Origin of the sequence: Paraeggerthella hominis (genome assembly GCF_021044775.1) — a bacterium.
In the GTDB taxonomy this organism is placed as follows: Bacteria; Actinomycetota; Coriobacteriia; order Coriobacteriales; family Eggerthellaceae; genus Paraeggerthella; species Paraeggerthella hominis.
On record NZ_JAJNOQ010000005.1, the window covers coordinates 162,728 to 181,814 of the forward strand.

Annotated in this window: 17 protein-coding genes and 1 tRNA gene; 5 read left to right on the forward strand and 13 right to left on the reverse strand. The window is 55.9% G+C overall.

All coding sequences use genetic code 11. The features are described 5' to 3' along the window. Positions 1-52: 52 nt before the first annotated feature. The 7 genes from LQE90_RS07350 to LQE90_RS07380 form a co-directional block, all read right to left on the reverse strand. Entirely contained in the window at positions 53-820 is a 768-nt protein-coding gene (locus LQE90_RS07350) for a cytochrome c biogenesis protein (protein WP_114566509.1), read from the reverse strand. 76 nt (positions 821-896) lie between these two features. After that, complete coding sequence (locus LQE90_RS07355) at positions 897-1,613, reverse strand: heme exporter protein CcmB (protein ID WP_216529032.1); 717 nt, start codon at positions 1,611-1,613, stop codon at positions 897-899. A 1-nt stretch (position 1,614) separates the two neighbouring features. Continuing rightward, on the reverse strand, positions 1,615-2,337 hold the full coding sequence (locus tag LQE90_RS07360) for an ABC transporter ATP-binding protein (protein ID WP_114566507.1): 723 nt from the start codon (positions 2,335-2,337) through the stop codon (positions 1,615-1,617). Positions 2,338-2,342: 5 nt separating this feature from the next. Beyond that, positions 2,343-4,565 (reverse strand): heme lyase CcmF/NrfE family subunit, encoded by a 2,223-nt coding sequence (locus LQE90_RS07365; protein ID WP_231088246.1) that lies wholly within the window; start codon positions 4,563-4,565, stop codon positions 2,343-2,345. Positions 4,566-4,627: 62 nt separating this feature from the next. Continuing rightward, entirely contained in the window at positions 4,628-5,293 is a 666-nt protein-coding gene (locus tag LQE90_RS07370; protein WP_216529030.1) for a cytochrome c maturation protein CcmE domain-containing protein, read from the reverse strand. Positions 5,294-5,561: 268 nt separating this feature from the next. Continuing rightward, entirely contained in the window at positions 5,562-6,275 is a 714-nt protein-coding gene (gene cgr1, locus LQE90_RS07375; protein WP_114566505.1) for a cytochrome c-type protein Cgr1, read from the reverse strand. Positions 6,276-6,601: 326 nt separating this feature from the next. Further along, positions 6,602-7,927: an ammonia-forming cytochrome c nitrite reductase subunit c552 gene (locus LQE90_RS07380; protein ID WP_216529029.1), complete on the reverse strand. Its 1,326-nt coding sequence runs from the start codon at positions 7,925-7,927 to the stop codon at positions 6,602-6,604. Between the two features lie 275 nt (positions 7,928-8,202). Between LQE90_RS07380 and LQE90_RS07385 the strand changes: the two genes are divergently transcribed. Both LQE90_RS07385 and LQE90_RS07390 read left to right on the forward strand, forming a co-directional pair. Beyond that, on the forward strand, positions 8,203-9,507 hold the full coding sequence (locus LQE90_RS07385; RefSeq protein WP_216529028.1) for a sensor domain-containing diguanylate cyclase: 1,305 nt from the start codon (positions 8,203-8,205) through the stop codon (positions 9,505-9,507). Between the two features lie 359 nt (positions 9,508-9,866). Next, on the forward strand, positions 9,867-10,808 hold the full coding sequence (locus LQE90_RS07390) for an ORF6N domain-containing protein (RefSeq protein ID WP_216529027.1): 942 nt from the start codon (positions 9,867-9,869) through the stop codon (positions 10,806-10,808). A gap of 313 nt (positions 10,809-11,121) precedes the next feature. On the opposite strand, the gene LQE90_RS07395 is transcribed toward LQE90_RS07390, so the two are convergent. The 6 genes from LQE90_RS07395 to LQE90_RS07420 all read right to left on the reverse strand — a co-directional run bounded on the left by LQE90_RS07395 (position 11,122) and on the right by LQE90_RS07420 (position 16,488). Further along, a complete protein-coding gene (locus LQE90_RS07395) occupies positions 11,122-11,391 on the reverse strand; it encodes a hypothetical protein (protein ID WP_216529026.1) in 270 nt (89 codons plus the stop codon). Next, positions 11,384-13,729, reverse strand: a complete 2,346-nt coding sequence (locus tag LQE90_RS07400; protein ID WP_216529025.1) for a hypothetical protein — start codon at positions 13,727-13,729, stop codon at positions 11,384-11,386. The genes LQE90_RS07395 and LQE90_RS07400 overlap by 8 nt, the downstream gene beginning before the upstream one ends. Before the next feature lie 333 nt (positions 13,730-14,062). Beyond that, a tRNA-Ala gene (locus LQE90_RS07405) sits at positions 14,063-14,138 on the reverse strand. A 116-nt stretch (positions 14,139-14,254) separates the two neighbouring features. Beyond that, positions 14,255-14,518 carry a helix-turn-helix domain-containing protein gene (locus LQE90_RS07410; RefSeq protein WP_114566494.1) on the reverse strand — a complete coding sequence of 88 codons (264 nt, stop codon included), beginning with the start codon at positions 14,516-14,518 and terminating at the stop codon, positions 14,255-14,257. A gap of 8 nt (positions 14,519-14,526) precedes the next feature. Next, on the reverse strand, positions 14,527-15,042 hold the full coding sequence (locus LQE90_RS07415; protein ID WP_231088247.1) for a DUF2975 domain-containing protein: 516 nt from the start codon (positions 15,040-15,042) through the stop codon (positions 14,527-14,529). Positions 15,043-15,240: 198 nt separating this feature from the next. Beyond that, positions 15,241-16,488 (reverse strand): radical SAM/SPASM domain-containing protein, encoded by a 1,248-nt coding sequence (locus LQE90_RS07420; protein ID WP_216529023.1) that lies wholly within the window; start codon positions 16,486-16,488, stop codon positions 15,241-15,243. A gap of 290 nt (positions 16,489-16,778) precedes the next feature. Between LQE90_RS07420 and LQE90_RS07425 the strand changes: the two genes are divergently transcribed. The 3 genes from LQE90_RS07425 (at position 16,779) to LQE90_RS07435 (ending at position 19,060) form a co-directional block, all read left to right on the forward strand. Then, positions 16,779-17,711 (forward strand): LysR family transcriptional regulator, encoded by a 933-nt coding sequence (locus LQE90_RS07425; RefSeq protein ID WP_216529022.1) that lies wholly within the window; start codon positions 16,779-16,781, stop codon positions 17,709-17,711. A 34-nt stretch (positions 17,712-17,745) separates the two neighbouring features. Then, a complete protein-coding gene (locus LQE90_RS07430) occupies positions 17,746-17,934 on the forward strand; it encodes a phenylalanyl-tRNA synthetase subunit alpha (RefSeq protein ID WP_114566490.1) in 189 nt (62 codons plus the stop codon). 142 nt (positions 17,935-18,076) lie between these two features. Then, on the forward strand, positions 18,077-19,060 hold the full coding sequence (locus LQE90_RS07435; protein WP_216529021.1) for an FAD:protein FMN transferase: 984 nt from the start codon (positions 18,077-18,079) through the stop codon (positions 19,058-19,060). Positions 19,061-19,087: the final 27 nt, after the last annotated feature.

Consider the following 19,087-nt stretch of genomic DNA (forward strand, 5'->3'; position numbering starts at 1 on the left):
GCAATTCCCCGCTGTCGCATCGCCTATCGTGCAGACGCGGCAGCCGAGCGCGTTAGTCTTCCAGCTGCTCCTTGACGGCCTCCACGCGCTGCGCCAAGCGAACCTGACGAAAGCGCAAGCGGTACAAGGCGAATCCCACCATGATCATGCCCAGCATGACCACGCCCACCGTCATGCCCATATCCGGCGACATGCCGCCCTCGCGCAGCACCACGGGATGGATGCTCGAGGGAATAAGGCGCGTCACCATGTAGCAGATGGGCACGTCCACGCATGCGATGATGCCCAGAACCGACGAGTACGTGGCACGTCGCTCCGGCTCGTCGATGGCGTTGCGCAGCACGAAGTACGCAATGATGATCAGCATCAGGATAAGGTACGTGGTCAAGCGCGGATCCCACGTCCACCACACGCCCCACTCGAAGCGCGTCCACAAATCGCCCGTGATCATGGTGCACGTCACGAACAAAAGCGCAATTTCCATGCACACCTTCGCGCACGTGTCGAAACGCTGGTTCTTCGTCATGAGGAACCGAACGCAGTAGTAGCCCGCAAACGCCAGCGCGCCGAACGAAACCAGGGCGACCGGCATGTGGAAATAGAAGATCTTCTGGGACAGCAGCAGCTTCGACGACACCATTTGGCCGCCGATCAGCTCCACGCCGTTCACGGCGGCGCCGTTCACCGGCCCTGCGTAAAGAAACGCCATAAGGAAGCCGACCGTGGTCAGCACGGCCCCTGCCAGCAACGCCCATGGCGCCACCCGGTCGGGCCACTGCCCCGCCTCCGGCAGCTTGAGCGGCTTTTTCTCGTCAGTCATAAACCCTCCTTTTGTCGAGCGCCCCAACACCTTGCAGCGTTGAGCGGCTTCAGCGACCATCAGGCCGGCGAAGCGCCTACACGCTGATAACGAAATCGTACAGCACCCAGCTCAGCAGCAGCATGATCACATCGTAGCCACCCGCCAGCATAAGCGACAGCGAAAACACGTCCATATACCCCTCGGCCCCCACGATCACGGCCGTCGTGGCCGACGCGCACGCGTACAGCAGCGGGAAGATGAGCGGCACGAACAGCACCGCCAGCATGACGTCCTTGCCGCGCGTGTTGATGGTGATGGTGGACAAAAGCGTGCCGATGCCCGCCATGCCCACGGTTCCCACCAGCAACGGCACTACGAGCAGCCAAAAATGCTCCGATGGCGAAACCGTTGTCAGGAAGAAGAAGTAGAACAGCGGCACGGCCAGCACTTCCACCACCAGCAAGAACAGGAGGTTCGACGTAGCCTTCGCCAGAAAGATGACTGATCGATCCAAGGGCACCAGCAAAATGCCCTCCATGCAGCCCTGCTCCTTCTCGTGCGAAAACGAACGGTTCAAACCCAGCAGCGACGTGAACACGATCAGCGCCCACAGAAGGCCGCCGCTGATCTGGAGCACGTCCAAAGCGCTCGTGGTCTGGCCGAGTGCCGCGCCGTACACGATAAGCACCAACAGTGCGTAGATGCCCATGGACGTGAGCATCTCCTTGGTGCGAAACTCCTGCTCCAAGTCCTTGCGCAAAAGCGTCTTGTACTGCTGGAACGTCGAGGGCTTCTTCAAAACCACGGACATGTTACGCCACCCCCATGCCGACGGTCTGGCGGTACAAGCCGGAAAACTCGTCGAAGTCCAGCGCGTCCTTCTGATCGAACGCGACCACCTTGCCCTTCGCCAGCACCAGCGCGTGCGTGCACATGGCGAAGCCCTTCTGCAGATCATGGCTGACCATGACGAAGGTGCGGCCCTCGCGCTGCTGCTCGATCAGCTCATCGAATATCTCCACGGCATGCGGGTCCAATCCCGAGTACGGCTCGTCCAGAAACACCACGTCAGGATCGTGAATCAGAGCGCGCGCGATGCTCAAGCGCTGCGTCATGCCGCGCGAGAACGTGCGCACGACGTCCAAGCGGCGATGCTTCAGCTCAACCGACTCCAGCAGTTCGAGGACGCGCGCCTCGGGGTTTTCCACCCCGTAGAGACGCGCGTAGATAAGCAGGTTCTGCTCGGCCGTCAAATCCGGGTACAACATGGAGTTGTGCGAAATGAGCCCGATGTGGTCGCGCGCTTTGTCGGGTTCCTCCTTGATGTCGATGCCCATGAGCGTAGCCGATCCCGACGACGCGCGGGCAAGCGTGGACAGCACGCGCAGAAACGTCGTCTTGCCCGCACCGTTCGGCCCGAAGATGGACAGGAACGCGCCTTGGGGAACCTCGATAGACACGTTGTCCACCGCGCGACGGTTGCCGAACACCTTGGAGAGCTTCTTGGTCTTGATAGCCGCTTGCGCATCGGTCATGACGATTACGCCTCCGCTTTCGCAGATGCAGGTTCGCAGCCCTCGCTCTTCGAATCTTCCATCGACGCAGCAGCATCCGCACCCGTCAGCTTGCGGCTGGCGCCGCGCTTGCCTGCCGTGGCAATCAACACGCCGGCCATCAGCAGGAAGAAGCCGATCCAAACCTGGGAGATCAACGGGTTCACGCGCACGTCCATCGAGAAGTCGCCGTTTTCGTTCACGCCGCGATACACCACGAACAAGTCCTCGGTCGGGAACGAAATGACGCTGGCCACCAGCTTCTGCTGCTGAGTGGACTGCACGAACTGCACGGTCGGATCAACCGAGCCGACGAACTGGCCGTCCTTGTACGCATCGAAATGCACCGTGTACAGGATGTCGTCCTTGTTGTCCTGCGGCACGATTTCGTTGCCGGTGTACTTGAGCGTGTAATCCTTGACGACGAAGTCCTCGGAAGCGGTATCGGTGGCCTCGTCGTAGCCGACGTAGGCAACCTTCTCCGTCACGTACATGGACGAGCCGATCAAGCCCACCAGGATGACCGCCATGCCGAAGTGCGCGACGAAACCGCCGAACGTGGAAGCGCGATTCACCAGCATGCCGAAGGCAGCCGACACCGGATTGCCGCCATGCCCCTTTTGGTAGCCGCGAACCGCGCGGCCCAGCATGAACAGCGAGTTGAAGAACAGCAAGCTGGCCACCAGCAGACCCACGGCCGCCAAGCCGTTGTAGTACCATGCCGGACCTTCTTCCATCAGGCCCTCGGCATTGATGCCGCCCGCCGCGATCACCGCGTTGTAGCTGGGAACCAGATACGTCACGAAGTACACCATGAGCACGGCGAACAGCACGAGCGCGCACACGGCCGGCACGCGCGCGCGCTTCCAGAACTGCTTGCCGTCGGTCTTGCCCCACGAAAGCAGAGGGCAAATAGCCAAAATGGCAAGGTAGACAATGCCCAAAGGACGGGCGATGGCATTGTACGTGCCAGCGGAAATAGCCTGGCCGCCAAACGGCATCCAACCCGGCAGCGCAGAGGCGATGGTCAGGTACGCCAGCAACGTGGCGAACACCACCATGATCACGTTGTTGAAGTAGTAGGCCGCATCCTTCGAGAGCATGTTCTCAACATCGTCGGAACCCGAAGCGCCCGGACCGAAGCTCTTCCAACGGACGACCAGCCCAACGATACCGGCCACGACGGACAGCACGATCAGCGCCCCGAACAGCACGAGCGAAACCGGGTCGCCCTCGAACGCGTGAACCGACTGAACCAAGCCGGAACGCGCGATGAACGTGCCCACGATTACGAACGCGAACGTCAGGCACGCGCACATCACGCTCCAGCGCTTGAACGCGCCGCGTTGACGATACACGGTGAAGCTGTGGATGAGGGCCACGCCCACAAGCCACGACAAAAGGCTTGCGTTCTCCACGGGGTCCCAGCCCCAGTAGCCGCCCCAACCCAGCACGACGTACGCCAAAACCGCTCCCAGGCCGATGCCCACGCCCAGGAAGAACCACGAGAACAGGGTGTAGCGCTGCGAACGGACCACCCACTCTTTAGAGGAGTCGTTCACGATGAGCGCGGCAATGGCGTACGCGAACGGGATGGTCAAACCTGCGTAGCCGATGAACAGCGTGGGCGGGTGAATGGCCATAGCCCAGTGCTCCAGCAGCGTGTTCATGCCCAGCATGGAAGCCGAGCTTGTCAGCGTGCCGTCAGAATTGAAGTACTTGAGCGGCGTAGCCGTGAACGGCATGTTGCTTTCGGAAAGCAGCAGCACGCCCACGAACGCGGCCAGCACCAGCTGGCTGACCAGCAAGGCCATGGAGTCCAGCTTGCGCGGGCTTTTCAAATTGCGCACGGCCACCACCGCGTTGAACGCGGCGATGAGCCACGCCCAGAACAGAAGAGAGCCCTCGCGACCGGCCCACAAGCCGGACAGTTTGTACAGCCAGGCCAGCTCGCCCGAAGCGTCGCTGTGCTGGCGCAAAACGTATTCGATGCTCATGTCGCCCGTCATGAAGCAGAAGACCAGGATGCCGCAGCAGAACGTCAGCGCCACCGCCGACAGGATCACGCCGATATGGCCGCCCCAGGTCAGCGTCTCGCCTATACCGCCTGAGCGCTTGCGCGCAAGCAGCGCGCCCGCAAGCAGGCACACGACGGACACCGCCACGCCCGCAAAAGCGACCAGAAGCCCGATCACACCAATAGTTGCCATGTAGTTTCCTTCCGAAGCGGCGGCCGAAGCCGCCGCCTATCGTCTTAAGATTCGCGTTTCCGCTAGCCCTGCAAAGCCACCTCGGTCGCGGCGAACTTGCCGCCAGCGTTGATGGAGCCCGTCAGCACCAGTTGGGTGCCGTCCTTGATCTCGTCGGAGATGGCGCCGTCGAACAGAACCGGCAGCTCTTCCCCGCTTTCCGCGTCAACGAGCACGAAGCGGTCGCCCGACCCGGCCGCGACCAGCGTGCCGGTCTTCACCGAGCCAGCCACCTTGACCGGCTTGTCAAGCACCTCGTCGCCGTAGCCCACCAACTGGGCGACCGTAAGCGCGTCGGCCGAGTTCTCGTACTTCGACGGGCACTTCGTAACCAGCTCGGACGCGTTCAGAATGCCTTCTTCGGTCATCTTGCCCGTGCAGATTGCCGTCACGTCATTGCCGAACGTAGCCGAAACGCCGCCCTCGAAGCGCACTTTGACCTGCTGGGACTTGTCGCCTTCGGGGTCGTAAATGGCAAACGTCAGCACGTTGTCCTTCGTTTCGAAAGAATTCTCCACCACGTTGCCGCTCACCTGGATCTTCTGGTCAGCGTATCCCCCGGTTGCAGCTTCTGCAATCGAAACGCTCTTGGCAGAGCTCGATCCCCCGACCACGGCCAAGACCACGACCAGCACCATAACGATAATCCCCGTCACCACGACCATACGACGTTTCGTTTTCGCGTTCACGCTCGCCTCCTCATGCTGTTTCCCGTACTGTTTTCTGCAATGTCTCAAAGTTCCGAAGAGCGCCATGGCAAAATCCAAGAGCTTGCCATGCGAACCGTCCACGGCGTGCGCGCTCGCGATGCGAAGCGTACTTCGCACGTGCCGCGACCAGCCATTTCGTTCTTCGGACCTTTGACAAAAGGAGCCCGTCCAAGCGCATTGCGCTTAAGGCGGGCTCCCTCGTGCTATTCAATTGTTCGCTCGAAACGCGAGCGTACGAAGCAAAGCTTTACGCCGTCTGGAGCTTCTTCGCCTCAGCGACCGTCAGCCAGCCCTCGGGCACCTCGGCCTCGCTGTGGCACGACGTGCAGTACATCACCGACGCACGGTGTGCCTTATGGCACTCGGTGCACTCGATCTCGCCATGCTGCGGCACGTGCGGGTTGAACTCCATGCCGCTCGTAGCCTTCACCAGATCGTCGCGCGTCAGGTTGTGGCAGCTCTCGTTCAGGCAGAACTGGTCAGCCTCAAGACCGCGAGCCTCAACCAGATCGGCGCCCGTGCGCTCCTCAAGCGGATACACGTAGTTGCCGGTAACCCAGTTGATGCCTTCGGACATCTGCTCCGACATAGTCGGAATGTGGCAGCTCATGCACGTTGCGCCAGCGCCGCCCTGATCGGTCGGCATCTTGTGCGACACGCACAGCATAGAGCTGGTGTTCTTCACTTCGTTGCCCCACTTGTCAACGCCTGCCGTGTTCGGCTCCTGGTCGTACGTAGCGTTGTACTGATCCATCGGCGTATGGCAAATGGCGTTGCAGAAGCTCGGCTGCTCATGCCAAACCCAGAAGCCGGCACCGGCTGCAATCAAAACAACCGCGACGACACCCACAACGATCGGCCACTTCTTTCCCTTTTTCTTAGGAGCGGCTTCCTTGGTCGTGGAGTTATCAGCCTCAGTTGCCTCGGTGGCGGCTTCCACTTTGGTTTCCTCTTCGCTCATACTCTTTAACCCCCTTTCAAACATACTCGTCTCTTGCATCCCGTCTGCATCCGTTTAGGGAAGCATCGTTTCGATGCCAAACGGAAACACAAGAACTTTACCACATGCATACTACCGGTCAACCGGGAAAAAACCTATCACCCATTTGGGGGGAATTAGCCCGGATTGCCCCCATTTTTCGTGTGATTCGGCTTTTTTCGCTCAATTTTTTGCATAACCTCGCGTAACCCCGCACGACCGAAATCCGGCTCCCCTGGAACAGGGGAAGGAAGCATGCGCCCCCTTCCCCTGCCCTCAGAAACGTTGGAGAGAACGTCCCTGTCGCGTTATGCGAGTTTCGCAAGCCCCTCGTCGACAGCTTTCTCGGCCTTGTCAAGCGTCTCGAACGTCAGCGTGGGGTTATGGGCGCCCTCGCTGTTTTCGACCATCACGAAATCCCAGTAGAACTGAGCGTTGCGCTGAAGCTTCTGCAAGGAGGCCAGTTCCTCGGAAGCGGCGGGAACCTCGGTGCCTGCTTCCTTGGCAGCCTTCATGGCGGCGATCTCGTCAGCGTACTTCTCGGCGATGCCCTTGGTCAGAGCCTCGATCTTCTCGCTGATAGCCGTCACGCGAGTTTCTTCTTCAGCCTGCCAATCGGCAACCTGCTTCTTGAGATCCTTGTGGCAGCTGTTGCAGTCGTTCTCGAGCAGCTGCTTGTTCTCGAGCGGGCTGGTCCAGTTGTGAGACGTGTACTCGCCGTTCTCGCCCTCGACGGTGCCCATGTGGCAATCGCCGCAGCTGTAGCCGTTCTTGGCCATCGTGGTCTGCTTGCCGCCGTAGATGGTCTCGAACTCAGGATGCTGCACCTTCAGCATGGGGGCCAGCGTGTCAGCATGCTCCCAATCTTTGAAGTTGCGCTCGTCGTAGTACGCCAGAATAGCGTCGGGGGTCATCTGCTCGAGGCCCGTGTACGGGTTCGTGGTGGCCTTGGTCTCGCCATCGAAGTAGTACTCGTTGTGGCACTGGCCGCACGCCTGGGCGCCCAGCGGGGCAGCCTTGTCGTCGTTGGCGGCGTTGCCCAGCGAGTCAACCCAGTACGAATGCGTCAACTTGATCTGAGACGGATCGTTCTCGTGGCAGTTGTAGCAGCTGATCGGCTCGGTGAACTGACCGATCATGTCGTTGAACTTCTCCTTGTAGACGCCCTCGCCCTTTTCGTTCACCATGGCGGTGAACTGCGGCGTCTTGCACGTGATGCAGCCGGCAAGCTGCTCTTTCTTGATGGTACGAGGAGTTTCCTTCACGCTCTTCAGCGAATACACGTGGCTGGAAGCCTCGTCGTAGCCCAATGCGAACGCATAACCTTTGTACATGGTGTTCAGAGCCGGGTACAGCTCCAGATAGTTATGCTTGCCGGAATCCGGCGAGTTGGCATCGTTTTCCTTGTACGTCTTGTACTGATCGGGATAGATGTCCTTCCACGAATCAGCAACGACAACCCCGAACTCGTCTGCAGCGGGCGTTTCCACCTTCTGCGTCTTGCTCTCTTCTTTCTGGTCCGCTTTGCCGTCGGTAGCAGCCTGGGGCGCACATGCAACCAGCCCCATGACCATACCAAACGCGCATAGCGATGCGGTCCAGAGAGCGAGTTTGTTCTTCTTGACCTTAGTCATACAAATCTCCTCCCTTTGACTGACGATCTCTCCTCCACAAAATATACAAGCTTTCTCAACATAAAGCGAGCATACCAAGATCAACTGCGGGGATTTCACCTTGCGCATTAGGGAAAAACCCTTACATGCTGCGTCAGCCTCATGCCGATGCGGTTTCGATCCTCAATGTCGCAACCCGTTTATGCGGTATCATGGACTTATGAGTGACGCGCATATCTTTCTCATGTCTAAGGAGTTTGCGCCCGAGCGGGTCTTGCTTCAACTATAGGAGCCCCATGCGTGCAGGAATCAGAAACTCGACAGCTTCGCTGGTTGCCATGCTGGCCATCGACATCTTGGTCGTGCTTATCTTGTCCCTCGGATTCCTAAACAGGGACCAGGGCGACCTGGGAACGTTCCTGCAATTTGGCAGCGGCCGCATAGAGAGTACCCTTGGCCAAGCCTACTTGGGGATCGAGCTTGCGGAAGCCGTAGTGGAATCCGGCTACGATACGCTTTCCGACGACGAACTGGAAATCCTGCTCGACCCCATAGCCCGTCAACCGGAAGTGCGCAATATCTCGTTTCTCCCCCATGGCATCGTCGAGCACGTATTCCCCCGCGAAGGGAACGAAAGCGCTATCGGCGACAACATTTTCGAAATGCCCGAGCGCAAAAAAGAAGCGGAGATCGCTCTGGAAACCCGCGAGCCCGTGCTATCCGGACCCTACGAGCTTACCCAAGGGGGGTCGGGGTTGATTTTGAGAAAGGCAGTGTTTCTGCCGGACGAAAACGGAACGGAAGAGTTCTGGGGCATGGTGTCTCTTGTGATGGACACTCGGAGCGTGCTTGAAACCATCGACCTGGAAACGGTCGACATGCTGGGATGCGAGTACGAGTTGAGCGCCACGGTCAATGGAGGAGAAAAGACGCTTATGGAGGCCAGCAGCAACTATACGGGGCGCGGCGCCGTGTCCGTCAAGATTCCCCTGGCGAACGGATTTTGGCAGCTTGACATCGAAAAGCGTCCGGACAGCTTGGAAGGCGCCATCGTTTTGACCGTGTTCCTATCGGGCCTGCTTATGTCCATCATGCGATTCAGGTACCTGAGAAGAAAGGAAGACGAGCTAGACCGCGCGCGCAACGAGGCGTTCGTCGACAACCTGACCGGGCTTGGCAACAGGAGCAAGCTCAAGGAATTCGAATCCTTGACAGCCGAAGGCTCCGGTTCCTATACGATCTTCTACCTGGACCTCGACAACTTCAAGAACATCAACGACACCTACGGCCACGATGCCGGCGACAGGCTGCTGATCAGCGTTGCCGACAGGATACAGTCGATGATACGCAGCGACGATCTGGCTATCCGACTGGGTGGAGACGAGCTTGCGATCGTGCTTCGAGGCGTGTCCGGCGAAAACGGGATTCGCGCGTTCTGCTCCAAGCTGGAAAGCCTGAACAGCGAACGCGTCGACATCGGGCAGACCGAATTGCCGATTGCCTTGAGTTTCGGCTACGCCACCTTCCCGACCGAAGGATCGAACTTCGAAGAAGTCCTTCAACTGGCCGATTCCAGGATGTACGAGCAGAAGAGAAGCTAAGGCGACGGGCGTCGCATCGGGCAAGCCGCATGCGACGTGGTTGCGCTGCGAGTGCGTATGCACTCGCAGCTTCGCACCCTCCCTGTCCAGAAAATCAAAAATGCAGGCCGGTTTCCCGACCTGCATTTAATTTCCGTGGTGGAGATGATGAGATTCGAACCCACGACCCCCACGTTGCGAACGTGATGCTCTCCCGGAAGGTACGTGCATCATCAAAATTCAGTAACTTAATTGGTAATTCGTTCTTTGACTTGAAAACGACCCACCATATCCCTCGAACAAGAAGGGGCTCGAGGCACTCTTGATTGCGCTGTTGTTTTTAGGCATACTCGTTTTACCGGCTTCTGAAAGGAACGGCCTTGGAAAACGACGGCGTTGAGATGAGCAGCGGAACTAAAGCGACCAACGATATCGCTTTGACTTCATTCGACCCCATCGATGTCAAGAGCCTCATCTACGTTATGCGAAACCAGCAGGTCATGCTAGATAGTGATCTGGCAATGCTGTATGACGTGGAAACCAAGGTTTTCAATCAAGCAGTGAGGCGTAACGAAAACCGCTTTCCCGAGAGATTCCGATTCCGGCTTACCTCAGAAGAGTACGAACGTTTGAGGTCACAAACTGTGACCTCAAACGGAAGAGGAGGAAGGCGCTATCTTCCATATGTGTTCACCGAACAAGGGATCGCGATGCTTTCTGCAGTTCTCCGTAGCGACATCGCAGTCGAGACGAGCATTCGCATCATGGACGCCTTTGTGGAGACCCGTCGATTCCTCGCAAACAATGCGGCTCTTTTCGAACGTATCGGACAAGTAGAACTGAGGCAGCTTGAATATCAGAAGGAGACCGACAAAAAGCTCGACCAGGTTTTTGCCTGTATAGATAGCGCGCCTGAGACAACCCAGAAAGCTTTCTTCGATGGTCAGTTATTCGATGCTTTCAGTCTTCTGGTCGAACTCATTCAGAAAGCCCAGTACAAGATCGTGCTCATAGACAGCTATGTCGACGTTTCGACGCTCAACATCTTGGCTAAGAAAGCGACGGGGGCGACTGTGACCATCCATACGTTGCCCAATACAAGGTTGACGCAAACCGACATCGACACGTTCAACTTTCAGTATCCCGCATTGAAAGTGCACCACACTCGGGCCTTCCACGACCGATTCTTGATTATCGACGATTCAATCGGATATCACATCGGGGCATCGCTCAAGGACGCCGGCAGGAAGTGCTTCGCTATAACGAAAATCCAAGATGCCAAAATGGTGGAAGACATCCTGGACCGACTGAAAAAAGCTTAAAGGCGGGAATCCTTAATTAAGCCGAAAGCCGACGATTCCCCACTATGCGGAAAGAGAAAAAATCGGGGCGAAGCCATTGGGCTCGCCCCGATCAAAATTCCGTGGTGGAGATGAAGGGGTTCGAACCCACGACCCCCACGTTGCGAACGTGATGCTCTCCCAAAAGGTACGTATACCATCACAATTACTTTAGTAACTAAAATGGTGATGCGCCCTTCTGCTTGCAAGGCTGCAACATAGTCTGCATATGACTAACGCGGCGCCTATGTACTCACGGTTAAAAAAATAGCTCCGAATCCTAAAAAATCTATTCTTAAATTACCCCGTTTTCAGTCGTGGAAGGAGTCAAACCCTTTACCTTTTCTTCGATTTTGCCAACCATATTCTGAAGCTGCTGCTTTTGCTCGGGCAGATAGGTATCGTCCGTCGAAATAAAGAGTTGTTCGTCTTGATTATGGAAAAGATACTTCACGAAGGCGATGTATTCGAAGTCCTTCGGCTCGTTCTCTCCTAAAGTCATTTTTACGCTAGAGTTTCCATCAGTCGAACGAGAAAAATCAAGTTTAACAGTCATTTTAATCACCAAATTTTCTAAAGTTGTATTTCCTAAACCTTTTCTGGACAGATTGCTTTCCTCCATCAGTGATATCCGCAATCCAATCCAATGCGCGCTTCCCTTCGATGACTCCCTCCAGGGGTGCCGACCTAACGATCAATTTGCCACCTTCACTACGACAAAGCACAACGGTTTGAGCATCTGCCATCATTGGAATGGTCGCGTTATGTGTCACCACAATCGTCTGCCTCGTAGCTTTGCTTCCGCGGATCGCGCCCGATAGTCCACCGTTAATGTAATCGGATGCGAGGTTGTCTTCAGGCTGGTCGATAAGCAAAGGCGCAGTGTTTCCTTTGAAGCTCAATATCAAGTCGAGAAGTACCGCCGTCTTTCTTCCCTCGCTCAACAAGGCCCAGTCTACGCCATTTGCCGTAATAATACTGAACGTGCGTTTTTTCTCTTTTTCAAGCGCTGCGGTAACGGCATTCGAAAAGGAGGACATAGATTTTATCTTTTTTCTGCCGTCGGTCTTACGAATTGTCAAATTCTCTGCAGCAACGTCCTCAAAACGGTCGAAACGGTGATCGCTATTCAACACACTGTTGATCGCCGCGAGAAGAACGTCTGGAGACATCCTGAATGAATAGATTACACTCAAGTGATGACCGGCAAGCTCCTCAGTGCGCGGCGTCGCTTGAAAATTCAGTTTAACCAGCCGAGCCTTCGTGGAATCAAAATCAATTAGTCCATCGCGCAGTTCGGTTATTGACTTCAATACAGATTTGAAGTCATCTTTCTTCTGTTTATCAGACTGCTTCATTGACTCCCCGGTAGCGGAGTATAGCTCCTCGAAATCTTTCAATACAGAATTTACTTCGCTACTGAGTTTGGTGATCCTTTTGCCTTCGGCTATGGCAATCCTCACCAAATCCGCCTCGCGCTTGAAAGACTCAAGTAAAGGATTAGTCTCGAATAAAGCTTCCGCCTCGGACAGCGCGTTTTCTAACTTCGTCTCAACTTGCGGTTTCCAAGAAAGCTTCTCTTCAAGTTCATGTTCAAGCCGCATAAGGGTTATAGGATTGCTGTCTAGCGATTGGCTCAGAATAAGGTCTTCGGGCGTTCGAAGTCGCCCGAGCGCTAATTCCGCATTCTGCACCTTTTCTGCTGCGGCAAACAATTTCGACACCAATGCTCTGACCGTCTCGAAATCGGCATCAAGTCCATCCGAGGCATCCTGATCCTGAGGGAACACATCTTTTAGTATCTGAATACTCTCGATGGTTTCATGGTCAACAGATTTGTCTACGACTTTAGAAATATAACTCTGATTAATATAATATGGGATTGTGCTGTCGTTACGATCAAGTACGATATCGTCAACCCCAAACTTATCGTAACATTCGTGCCTATCTTCATCCGTGATGGCGTTCGTGGTTCTAGCAATCGCTTCCAGAAGAAGAGTTTTACCCGTAGATGAGCCACCAATTACAACGTTAAGGCCTGCGGAAAGAGATATGTCTAAATCAATGTTTTTGCTTTTGAGTTGCGCCCTTTCGATCGACGGTACAAGGGTCGAGTATATGTCCGGAGGCACATTACCGTACCGCAGGCGAGACTCCTCAGACAATGCCAATCTCAGGCCATTAAAGCTCGGATCGGCATAAATCCATGTTGGTGTAAAAGCGTCAGCTTTCGCAGCTTTGGGAGTCGGATATTCCGATGGAGTGTAGTTGTCAGATCCTGTCAAAAGGTTTGTGAACTGCGCGATTCCGATTTTTTCGAAATAGGTTACCGTATTTTCGACGTTCGAGCTAGAGCGAGCCGTAAAGCCGTCGAAGGTGTTGTAATAAACGCTTCTCATTATTAGGTCATCGCACAGTTCATCTTCGCCTACCGCATTGTCGAATGTGCTGTGAGATTGTCCTCCATGAGGAAGGAAGAGGAACTCTTCTTTACGCAGCTCGTTTAAGATCTGGGACAAAGTAGGAATCTGGTCGTCTTTCCCAGGAAGCTTATTGGGATACAGCGAATCGAGGATGCGATTAATTCTATTTATAAATCCCTCATCAGATGGAGAGGCATCAAAGTATGCATGGGCATGGTAAGGCCTAGAGCCGTTAGAGGATACATGTAGTTCGACGCCGACGATCAAAACAAGGTCAGAGTCACATTTCGACAATACCTCTTTATAAGCTTCCCCATTAATCACATTATGATCGGTAAGAGAAATCATTATTTTCTTACCCTTGGCATTCAGACGAACTTTCTCTATGAGCATTGAGGCATCATAGGTCGCATTTTCTCGCTTGTTCGCATCTGAGTACGTATGGATATGCATGTCGCAATAGAAAGGTTCGAGTTTCATAAGGCCACCTTTGTACAACCACCAATTCCCATCATCATAATAAGCTACACGTCGATACCCTGTATCGATCAAAGTATAGATTGCTAATAGAATGGATTGGCAAAAAATGAAAATCAAGCTGCAATAACAAAATGATTACTAATTTGATAACTCGGATATGCAAAAACCTTCGGAAAGCATAAAGATGGCGAAAGATCTCCCCCGCCGCAGAACGAACCCGGGCCTTTCGACCAGTCCAGCTAAAAGCAATCTACCAAGATTCAATGTCGCCTACAAAGCACTCCATACGAAAATCGGGGCGAAGCCATTGGGCTCGCCCCGATCAAAATTCCGTGGTGGAGATGATGGGATTCGAACCCACGACCCCCACGTTGCGAACGTGATGCTCTCCCAGCTGAGCTACATCCCCACGGCATGTGCGCTTATCGCGCGAGGCAACATTTTGCCCGTATCGGGCCCATTTGTCAAATGGCATTTTGCGGCACTCTGCAAAATGTACACGAACGGGGCCCAGGACCGAATCCGTCAAGGCTCAGCGTACCCATCATCGGAGGGATCGACGCCGAACTCGACCCGATACTCTTCGTCCGACATATACGAAAGGATATCGCCAGGTTGGCACTGCAGCACCTCGCACAACATCCCCAACGTCGAAAACCGCATGGCCTTCACCTTGCCCGTCTTGATGCGAGACAAGTTCACGTTAGTAATGCCGACCTTATCCGCCAGATCGTTCAGCGAAATGCCCCGGTCCGCCATAACGCTATTAAGTGTAAGGACAACTGGCATGTATCCACCTATATGGTTTCGTCCGAGAATTCCTGAAGAAGTACGCCGTATTTGAACACAAACGAAAAAGCGAAGATGACCGCCGAAGCAACAAAGGGAAAAAGGTTCAACGTGGGAACAAAGCCTTCGTCAACGCCGCCCGCCATGAATGGGACAACGCTGGTAAGCACAACCTCAAGCACAGCGTATACCAGGAAGAACGCCGACACAACCCTCAGACGGCGAACCTGAAGCATGGTAAAAGGAGACCGACCTTTCGATGCGTCCGAAAACACCTTGATAAGCGTCACGCAAACCGTGGCCATCGCCGCCGAAGAGGCAATGTACACCAGAAAAAACGGGAAGGTGACCGCGTAATCGTAAAAGCCCGGAACGATCAGTGAGAAAGCCATCACGCTCGCAGAAGCCAGCCACCACGCGCAAAGCAACACGAAAACAACCTTCATGAGCAAGCTGATCGTCTTGCACACCCTGCCCGTCCTGGCCAAAGAATCTTCCACCGATAGAGGCTCACCGCCGAACATGCCCACATCCCCTTCCGAAAACAAATCACGACGGTGCAAGCTCTGCGCCGATCGCACATCTCGATCGCGGCAACTTAAGAAGGCGGGGAGAACCCTCCCCGCCAACCGATCTAAATGCCTATTGCAAAGCAAGAACCGTTAATGCCAATAGGATAGCAGATCGCTTTCGGATCGACATCGCTATAAAACAGCATGGGCCTACCTCCTTCCCTGAATGGACTCGGACATGGCTCGACCCAAGGCATCGTAAAACGCCTGGGTCATCAGGCAATAGGAATCCTTCGATTCCAAATCGCCCGATTCGAACAGCGAGCGGGCCCGACAGCCACCCCCGCAGATTCGCACATAGCGGCACGCTCCGCAGTCCTCGAACTCCGCCGCGTCGAGCATGCGGAACATCCGCGACACGTTTGACCTGAGCGCCTCGGCCACCGATCCGGAAAACGCATTGCCCATCGCATATTCGCCACGATGCAGCATGTGGCAAGGGTATATCGTCCCATCGGCGGCAATGCTCAGCGTATTGTATCCAGCCCCACAGTTTCGACGAACCGACAGGCTCATCCCCACCGGCGCGTCCATGGCGGGAATCGGCTTGCCTTCTCCGAGCGTCAGCAAAGAGCGACCCAGCATGCGCAGCTCTTCATCCCCCGGCAGCAAGCCTCCCAAAACCTCGTCGGATGGCTCACAGGTAAGCAGGCTGAAGTTGAGCGTTGCTCCCAAATCCTTGGACAGCCTCACGTAATCGGCAAGATCGTTCACGTTGCGCGCATGAACCGTCGGGATAATATGCGCGGCGATGCCCGCTTCGCGCACCATGCGCACCGCTTCGACCAGCTCGGAAAAACGCTGCTTTCCACGAATGTACGCCCGCGAGCCCTCAGAACATCCATCGAACGATACGGACACGCAGTCGACAAAAGGCGCCATGCGCTCCAAAGCGGCACGGGACATGCACGTTCCGTTGGAAAGCACCGTCACCGACGCCAAGCCGCACGCTCGCTTCGCATGCTCGACAATAGCGGGAAGATCGTCGCGCAAAAACGGTTCGCCACCCGAAACAACCAACCTCGATGCGCCGGCGACAGCCAGCTCGTCCACGCCGCGCAAAACATCGGCAAGAGGAGCATCGTCAAGCGCATTGCGCTGATCATCCAAGGAATAGCACCCAGCGCACGTCAAATTGCAGCGTTGCGTAACGTGAAGATAGGCGGAAAGCACGCGCTCGGACGCAACGGCCTCCTGGAAGAACCCTCCCTTGACCAAGTGCTCAAGCAGCAGAGGATCGACAGCGGAAACGTCTTCCACCGGCACGTTTTCCTTGAACATGCGCGCGCAAACGCCCGCGCCCGCCTCGTCCAGGCCAATCACATACCCCGTCGAAAGACACCCCACAAGCGTCACTCCCGCAAACTCGAACGAAACAACACCCTCGGCGAATTTCATACACGCTCCTCGTCGCAGTCGAATCGCTTACGTCAAGCATTATGGTGGCGGCCCCCTTGCCCCAAAAGAACAAAACGTACCAACGATCAATCAAATGTTGCAAGCAATACAATTGATATATGATAATTAGCTTCAATATGTAATCCGGGGGTTACGTATTGAAATTACGGCTATCATCTGGGGCTTTATTCAATCCATTTACTCGCAAAACTACACAGCAATTTAATGTTTTATGATAAATTTGTACCTGAGCGAACCAGAGAGGCCAACCCTTCGAAAGAACGACGTCCATGAACATCAGTCAGCTGGAATACTTCGTAACCACCGTGCGATACGGCAGTTTCTCCATGGCTGCAAAGAAGCTTTTCGTGACGCCGCAAGCAATCTCCAAAGCCGTTGGCGACCTAGAGCGCGAACTCCACGTATGTCTTTGCGAAAAGACGGGACGTGCCGTCGAGCCCACCGAGTTCGGCCGCCTGTTCTGCATACGCGCATCGGAAGTGCTCTGCTGCTTGGCGGACCTGGAATCGCTCGCGAAAGACCACGCAGCCGGGCAATCGAAAGAAGGCCGGGCAGCGGTGTCCGTGGCGTGCTCGCCCTGCCGAGGGAACGTGCTGCACGTCCAAGACTTTTCGGCGTTCAACGCGTCGTACCCCCAGATAAAGCTGTCTTTGTCGTTCAACGCGGGCAGCACGGGATTGTCCGCCGTCGAAGAAGGACTCATCGACGGCGCCGTCATCCTCGGCCGCGTGACCAAGCCGAACATCACTTGCATAAAGCTGCATTCCGTTCAGCCGTCCCTGATGGTGTCGCAAAACCATCCGCTTGCATCAAGAAGCGCGATTCACCTTGAGGACCTTCGGAAAACCCCTTTAGCGGCCCCGGAAGACATCAGGTACTGCCAAGGCGTCATAGCCGACCACCTTCGCGCGAAGAACGTCGAGCCAAGCTACACTATGCTCGAACCGTTCGTTGAGGCCCATCGGCGCTTTCTCGACAAAGAGCACGGTGCGGTGTTCGTCATCGACGATCCAGCCTTGCAAGAACTCTATCCGAACGCCGTTGCGCTGCCCCTTGCACCCGAAGATCTTATCTCCATCCCACTTTGCTTCGTGCACGCAAGCGGCAATGCCAACAAAGCGATGCTCCAAGCAGAGCGCTACCTGCTTGGCATCGTCACGCGCCTAAGAAGAAAACCGCAAGCCATGCCCGAGCATCATTGACGACAAGCCAAGCGAAAGAAGGAAGGAAACGATTATGGGAACATCTTCAGATCGCGAGCTGAACCTCCGCATCATCGAACTCTCGCAAGCCATCGCGTCGCTTTTCGACACCGCGGACTCGACCGACGACGTGCCCTCGCTGAGAGACGACGTGGTGCGCGCCATCAGCGAGCAATCCAGCATTGCCCGCCAGAACGTTTCCACCTCAGAGCCGCAAGACTAGCTCCAAGGCGAGTCGCAGTCGCAACCGCACAAGAAAGTTCCGCTTGCTGTTCCTATCAGGCAGCAGTCTGCAAAAAGTCCGGGAAGCTCCTTGCCGCAGGAAGCGAACGTCCCGGTGAAGGGCTTTGCCGTATACTGTGCGCATGGATACTTTCGAAACAGGCGCGCCCAAGCGCGACGCGATACCGCTCGAGCACGAGCACGAAACGCACGGCCCCAGCGACACCGGAATGATGACGCATCGGTTCTATGCGTTCAACACCGTCGTCACGTTGCAAGCCTACGCCGACCCCGATCGATGCCGCACCGCGTTCGAAGACGCGCGCGCTGCCTGCCGCTCGTTCGAGCGATCGCTGTCGCGCACGCTTCCCCATTCGGACATAGCGCGCCTCAACGCTGCCGAGGGGGCGTCGACGCCCATTGGAGCCGATACTGCCCAGCTTCTGAACGAAGCTTTGCGCTACTGCGCGGACAGCGAAGGGCGGTTCGACATCACCATGGGGGCTGCAGTGCGCCTCTGGAACTTCCACAAGGGCGTCATACCTGATCAAATAGCCTTGGAGGAAGCCCTTTCCCATGTGAATTGGCGCGGCGTGCACGTGGAGCAAACGGACGGCGGCTGGGAAGCACGGCTCGACGACCCGCAAGCGGCAGTGGACGTAGGCGGAATAGCCAAGGGATGGATAGCCGATCGCCTGGCGGAACTCCTAGCATCGCACGGCCTTGAATCGTTCATCGTGAATTTAGGCGGCAACGTGGTTGCGCACGGGCAAAAGCCGGACGGAAGCCCTTGGCGCATCGGGTTGCAAGACCCACGCGACAAGCATGCACTGGTAGGAGCTGTTGCGATCAGGGAAGCTTCCGCAGTAACAAGCGGCGTGTACGAGCGGTGCTTCACCCGGAACGGCGCGCTGTACCATCATATCCTGAACCCGGAAACAGGGTACCCCGTCCAAACCGACGCAGCGGGCGCAACCGTGCTCGCGCGCCGATCGATTGACGCCGAAGGATACTCGACCACGCTGCTGGCGCTGGGCATAGAGCGCGGATGCGCTTTCGCTCGCAAGCATCCCGCCATCCTTGCCGCGTACTTCGTCAACGCCGAAGGCAACGTGATCGAAGCGTAGGCCAAGCGTCAAGCGACTCGAAACGAA

Coding starts and splice junctions, on each gene's coding strand:
- LQE90_RS07350 (WP_114566509.1), bottom strand. CDS start 820: ATGACTGACGAGAAAAAGCCGCTCAAGCTGCCGGAGGCGGGGCAGTGG.
- LQE90_RS07355 (WP_216529032.1), bottom strand. CDS start 1,613: ATGTCCGTGGTTTTGAAGAAGCCCTCGACGTTCCAGCAGTACAAGACG.
- LQE90_RS07360 (WP_114566507.1), bottom strand. CDS start 2,337: ATGACCGATGCGCAAGCGGCTATCAAGACCAAGAAGCTCTCCAAGGTG.
- LQE90_RS07365 (WP_231088246.1), bottom strand. CDS start 4,565: ATGGCAACTATTGGTGTGATCGGGCTTCTGGTCGCTTTTGCGGGCGTG.
- cgr1 (WP_114566505.1), bottom strand. CDS start 6,275: ATGAGCGAAGAGGAAACCAAAGTGGAAGCCGCCACCGAGGCAACTGAG.
- LQE90_RS07380 (WP_216529029.1), bottom strand. CDS start 7,927: ATGACTAAGGTCAAGAAGAACAAACTCGCTCTCTGGACCGCATCGCTA.
- LQE90_RS07385 (WP_216529028.1), top strand. CDS start 8,203: ATGCGTGCAGGAATCAGAAACTCGACAGCTTCGCTGGTTGCCATGCTG.
- LQE90_RS07400 (WP_216529025.1), bottom strand. CDS start 13,729: ATGAAACTCGAACCTTTCTATTGCGACATGCATATCCATACGTACTCA.
- LQE90_RS07410 (WP_114566494.1), bottom strand. CDS start 14,518: ATGCCAGTTGTCCTTACACTTAATAGCGTTATGGCGGACCGGGGCATT.
- LQE90_RS07415 (WP_231088247.1), bottom strand. CDS start 15,042: ATGTTCGGCGGTGAGCCTCTATCGGTGGAAGATTCTTTGGCCAGGACG.
- LQE90_RS07420 (WP_216529023.1), bottom strand. CDS start 16,488: ATGAAATTCGCCGAGGGTGTTGTTTCGTTCGAGTTTGCGGGAGTGACG.
- LQE90_RS07425 (WP_216529022.1), top strand. CDS start 16,779: ATGAACATCAGTCAGCTGGAATACTTCGTAACCACCGTGCGATACGGC.
- LQE90_RS07430 (WP_114566490.1), top strand. CDS start 17,746: ATGGGAACATCTTCAGATCGCGAGCTGAACCTCCGCATCATCGAACTC.
- LQE90_RS07435 (WP_216529021.1), top strand. CDS start 18,077: ATGGATACTTTCGAAACAGGCGCGCCCAAGCGCGACGCGATACCGCTC.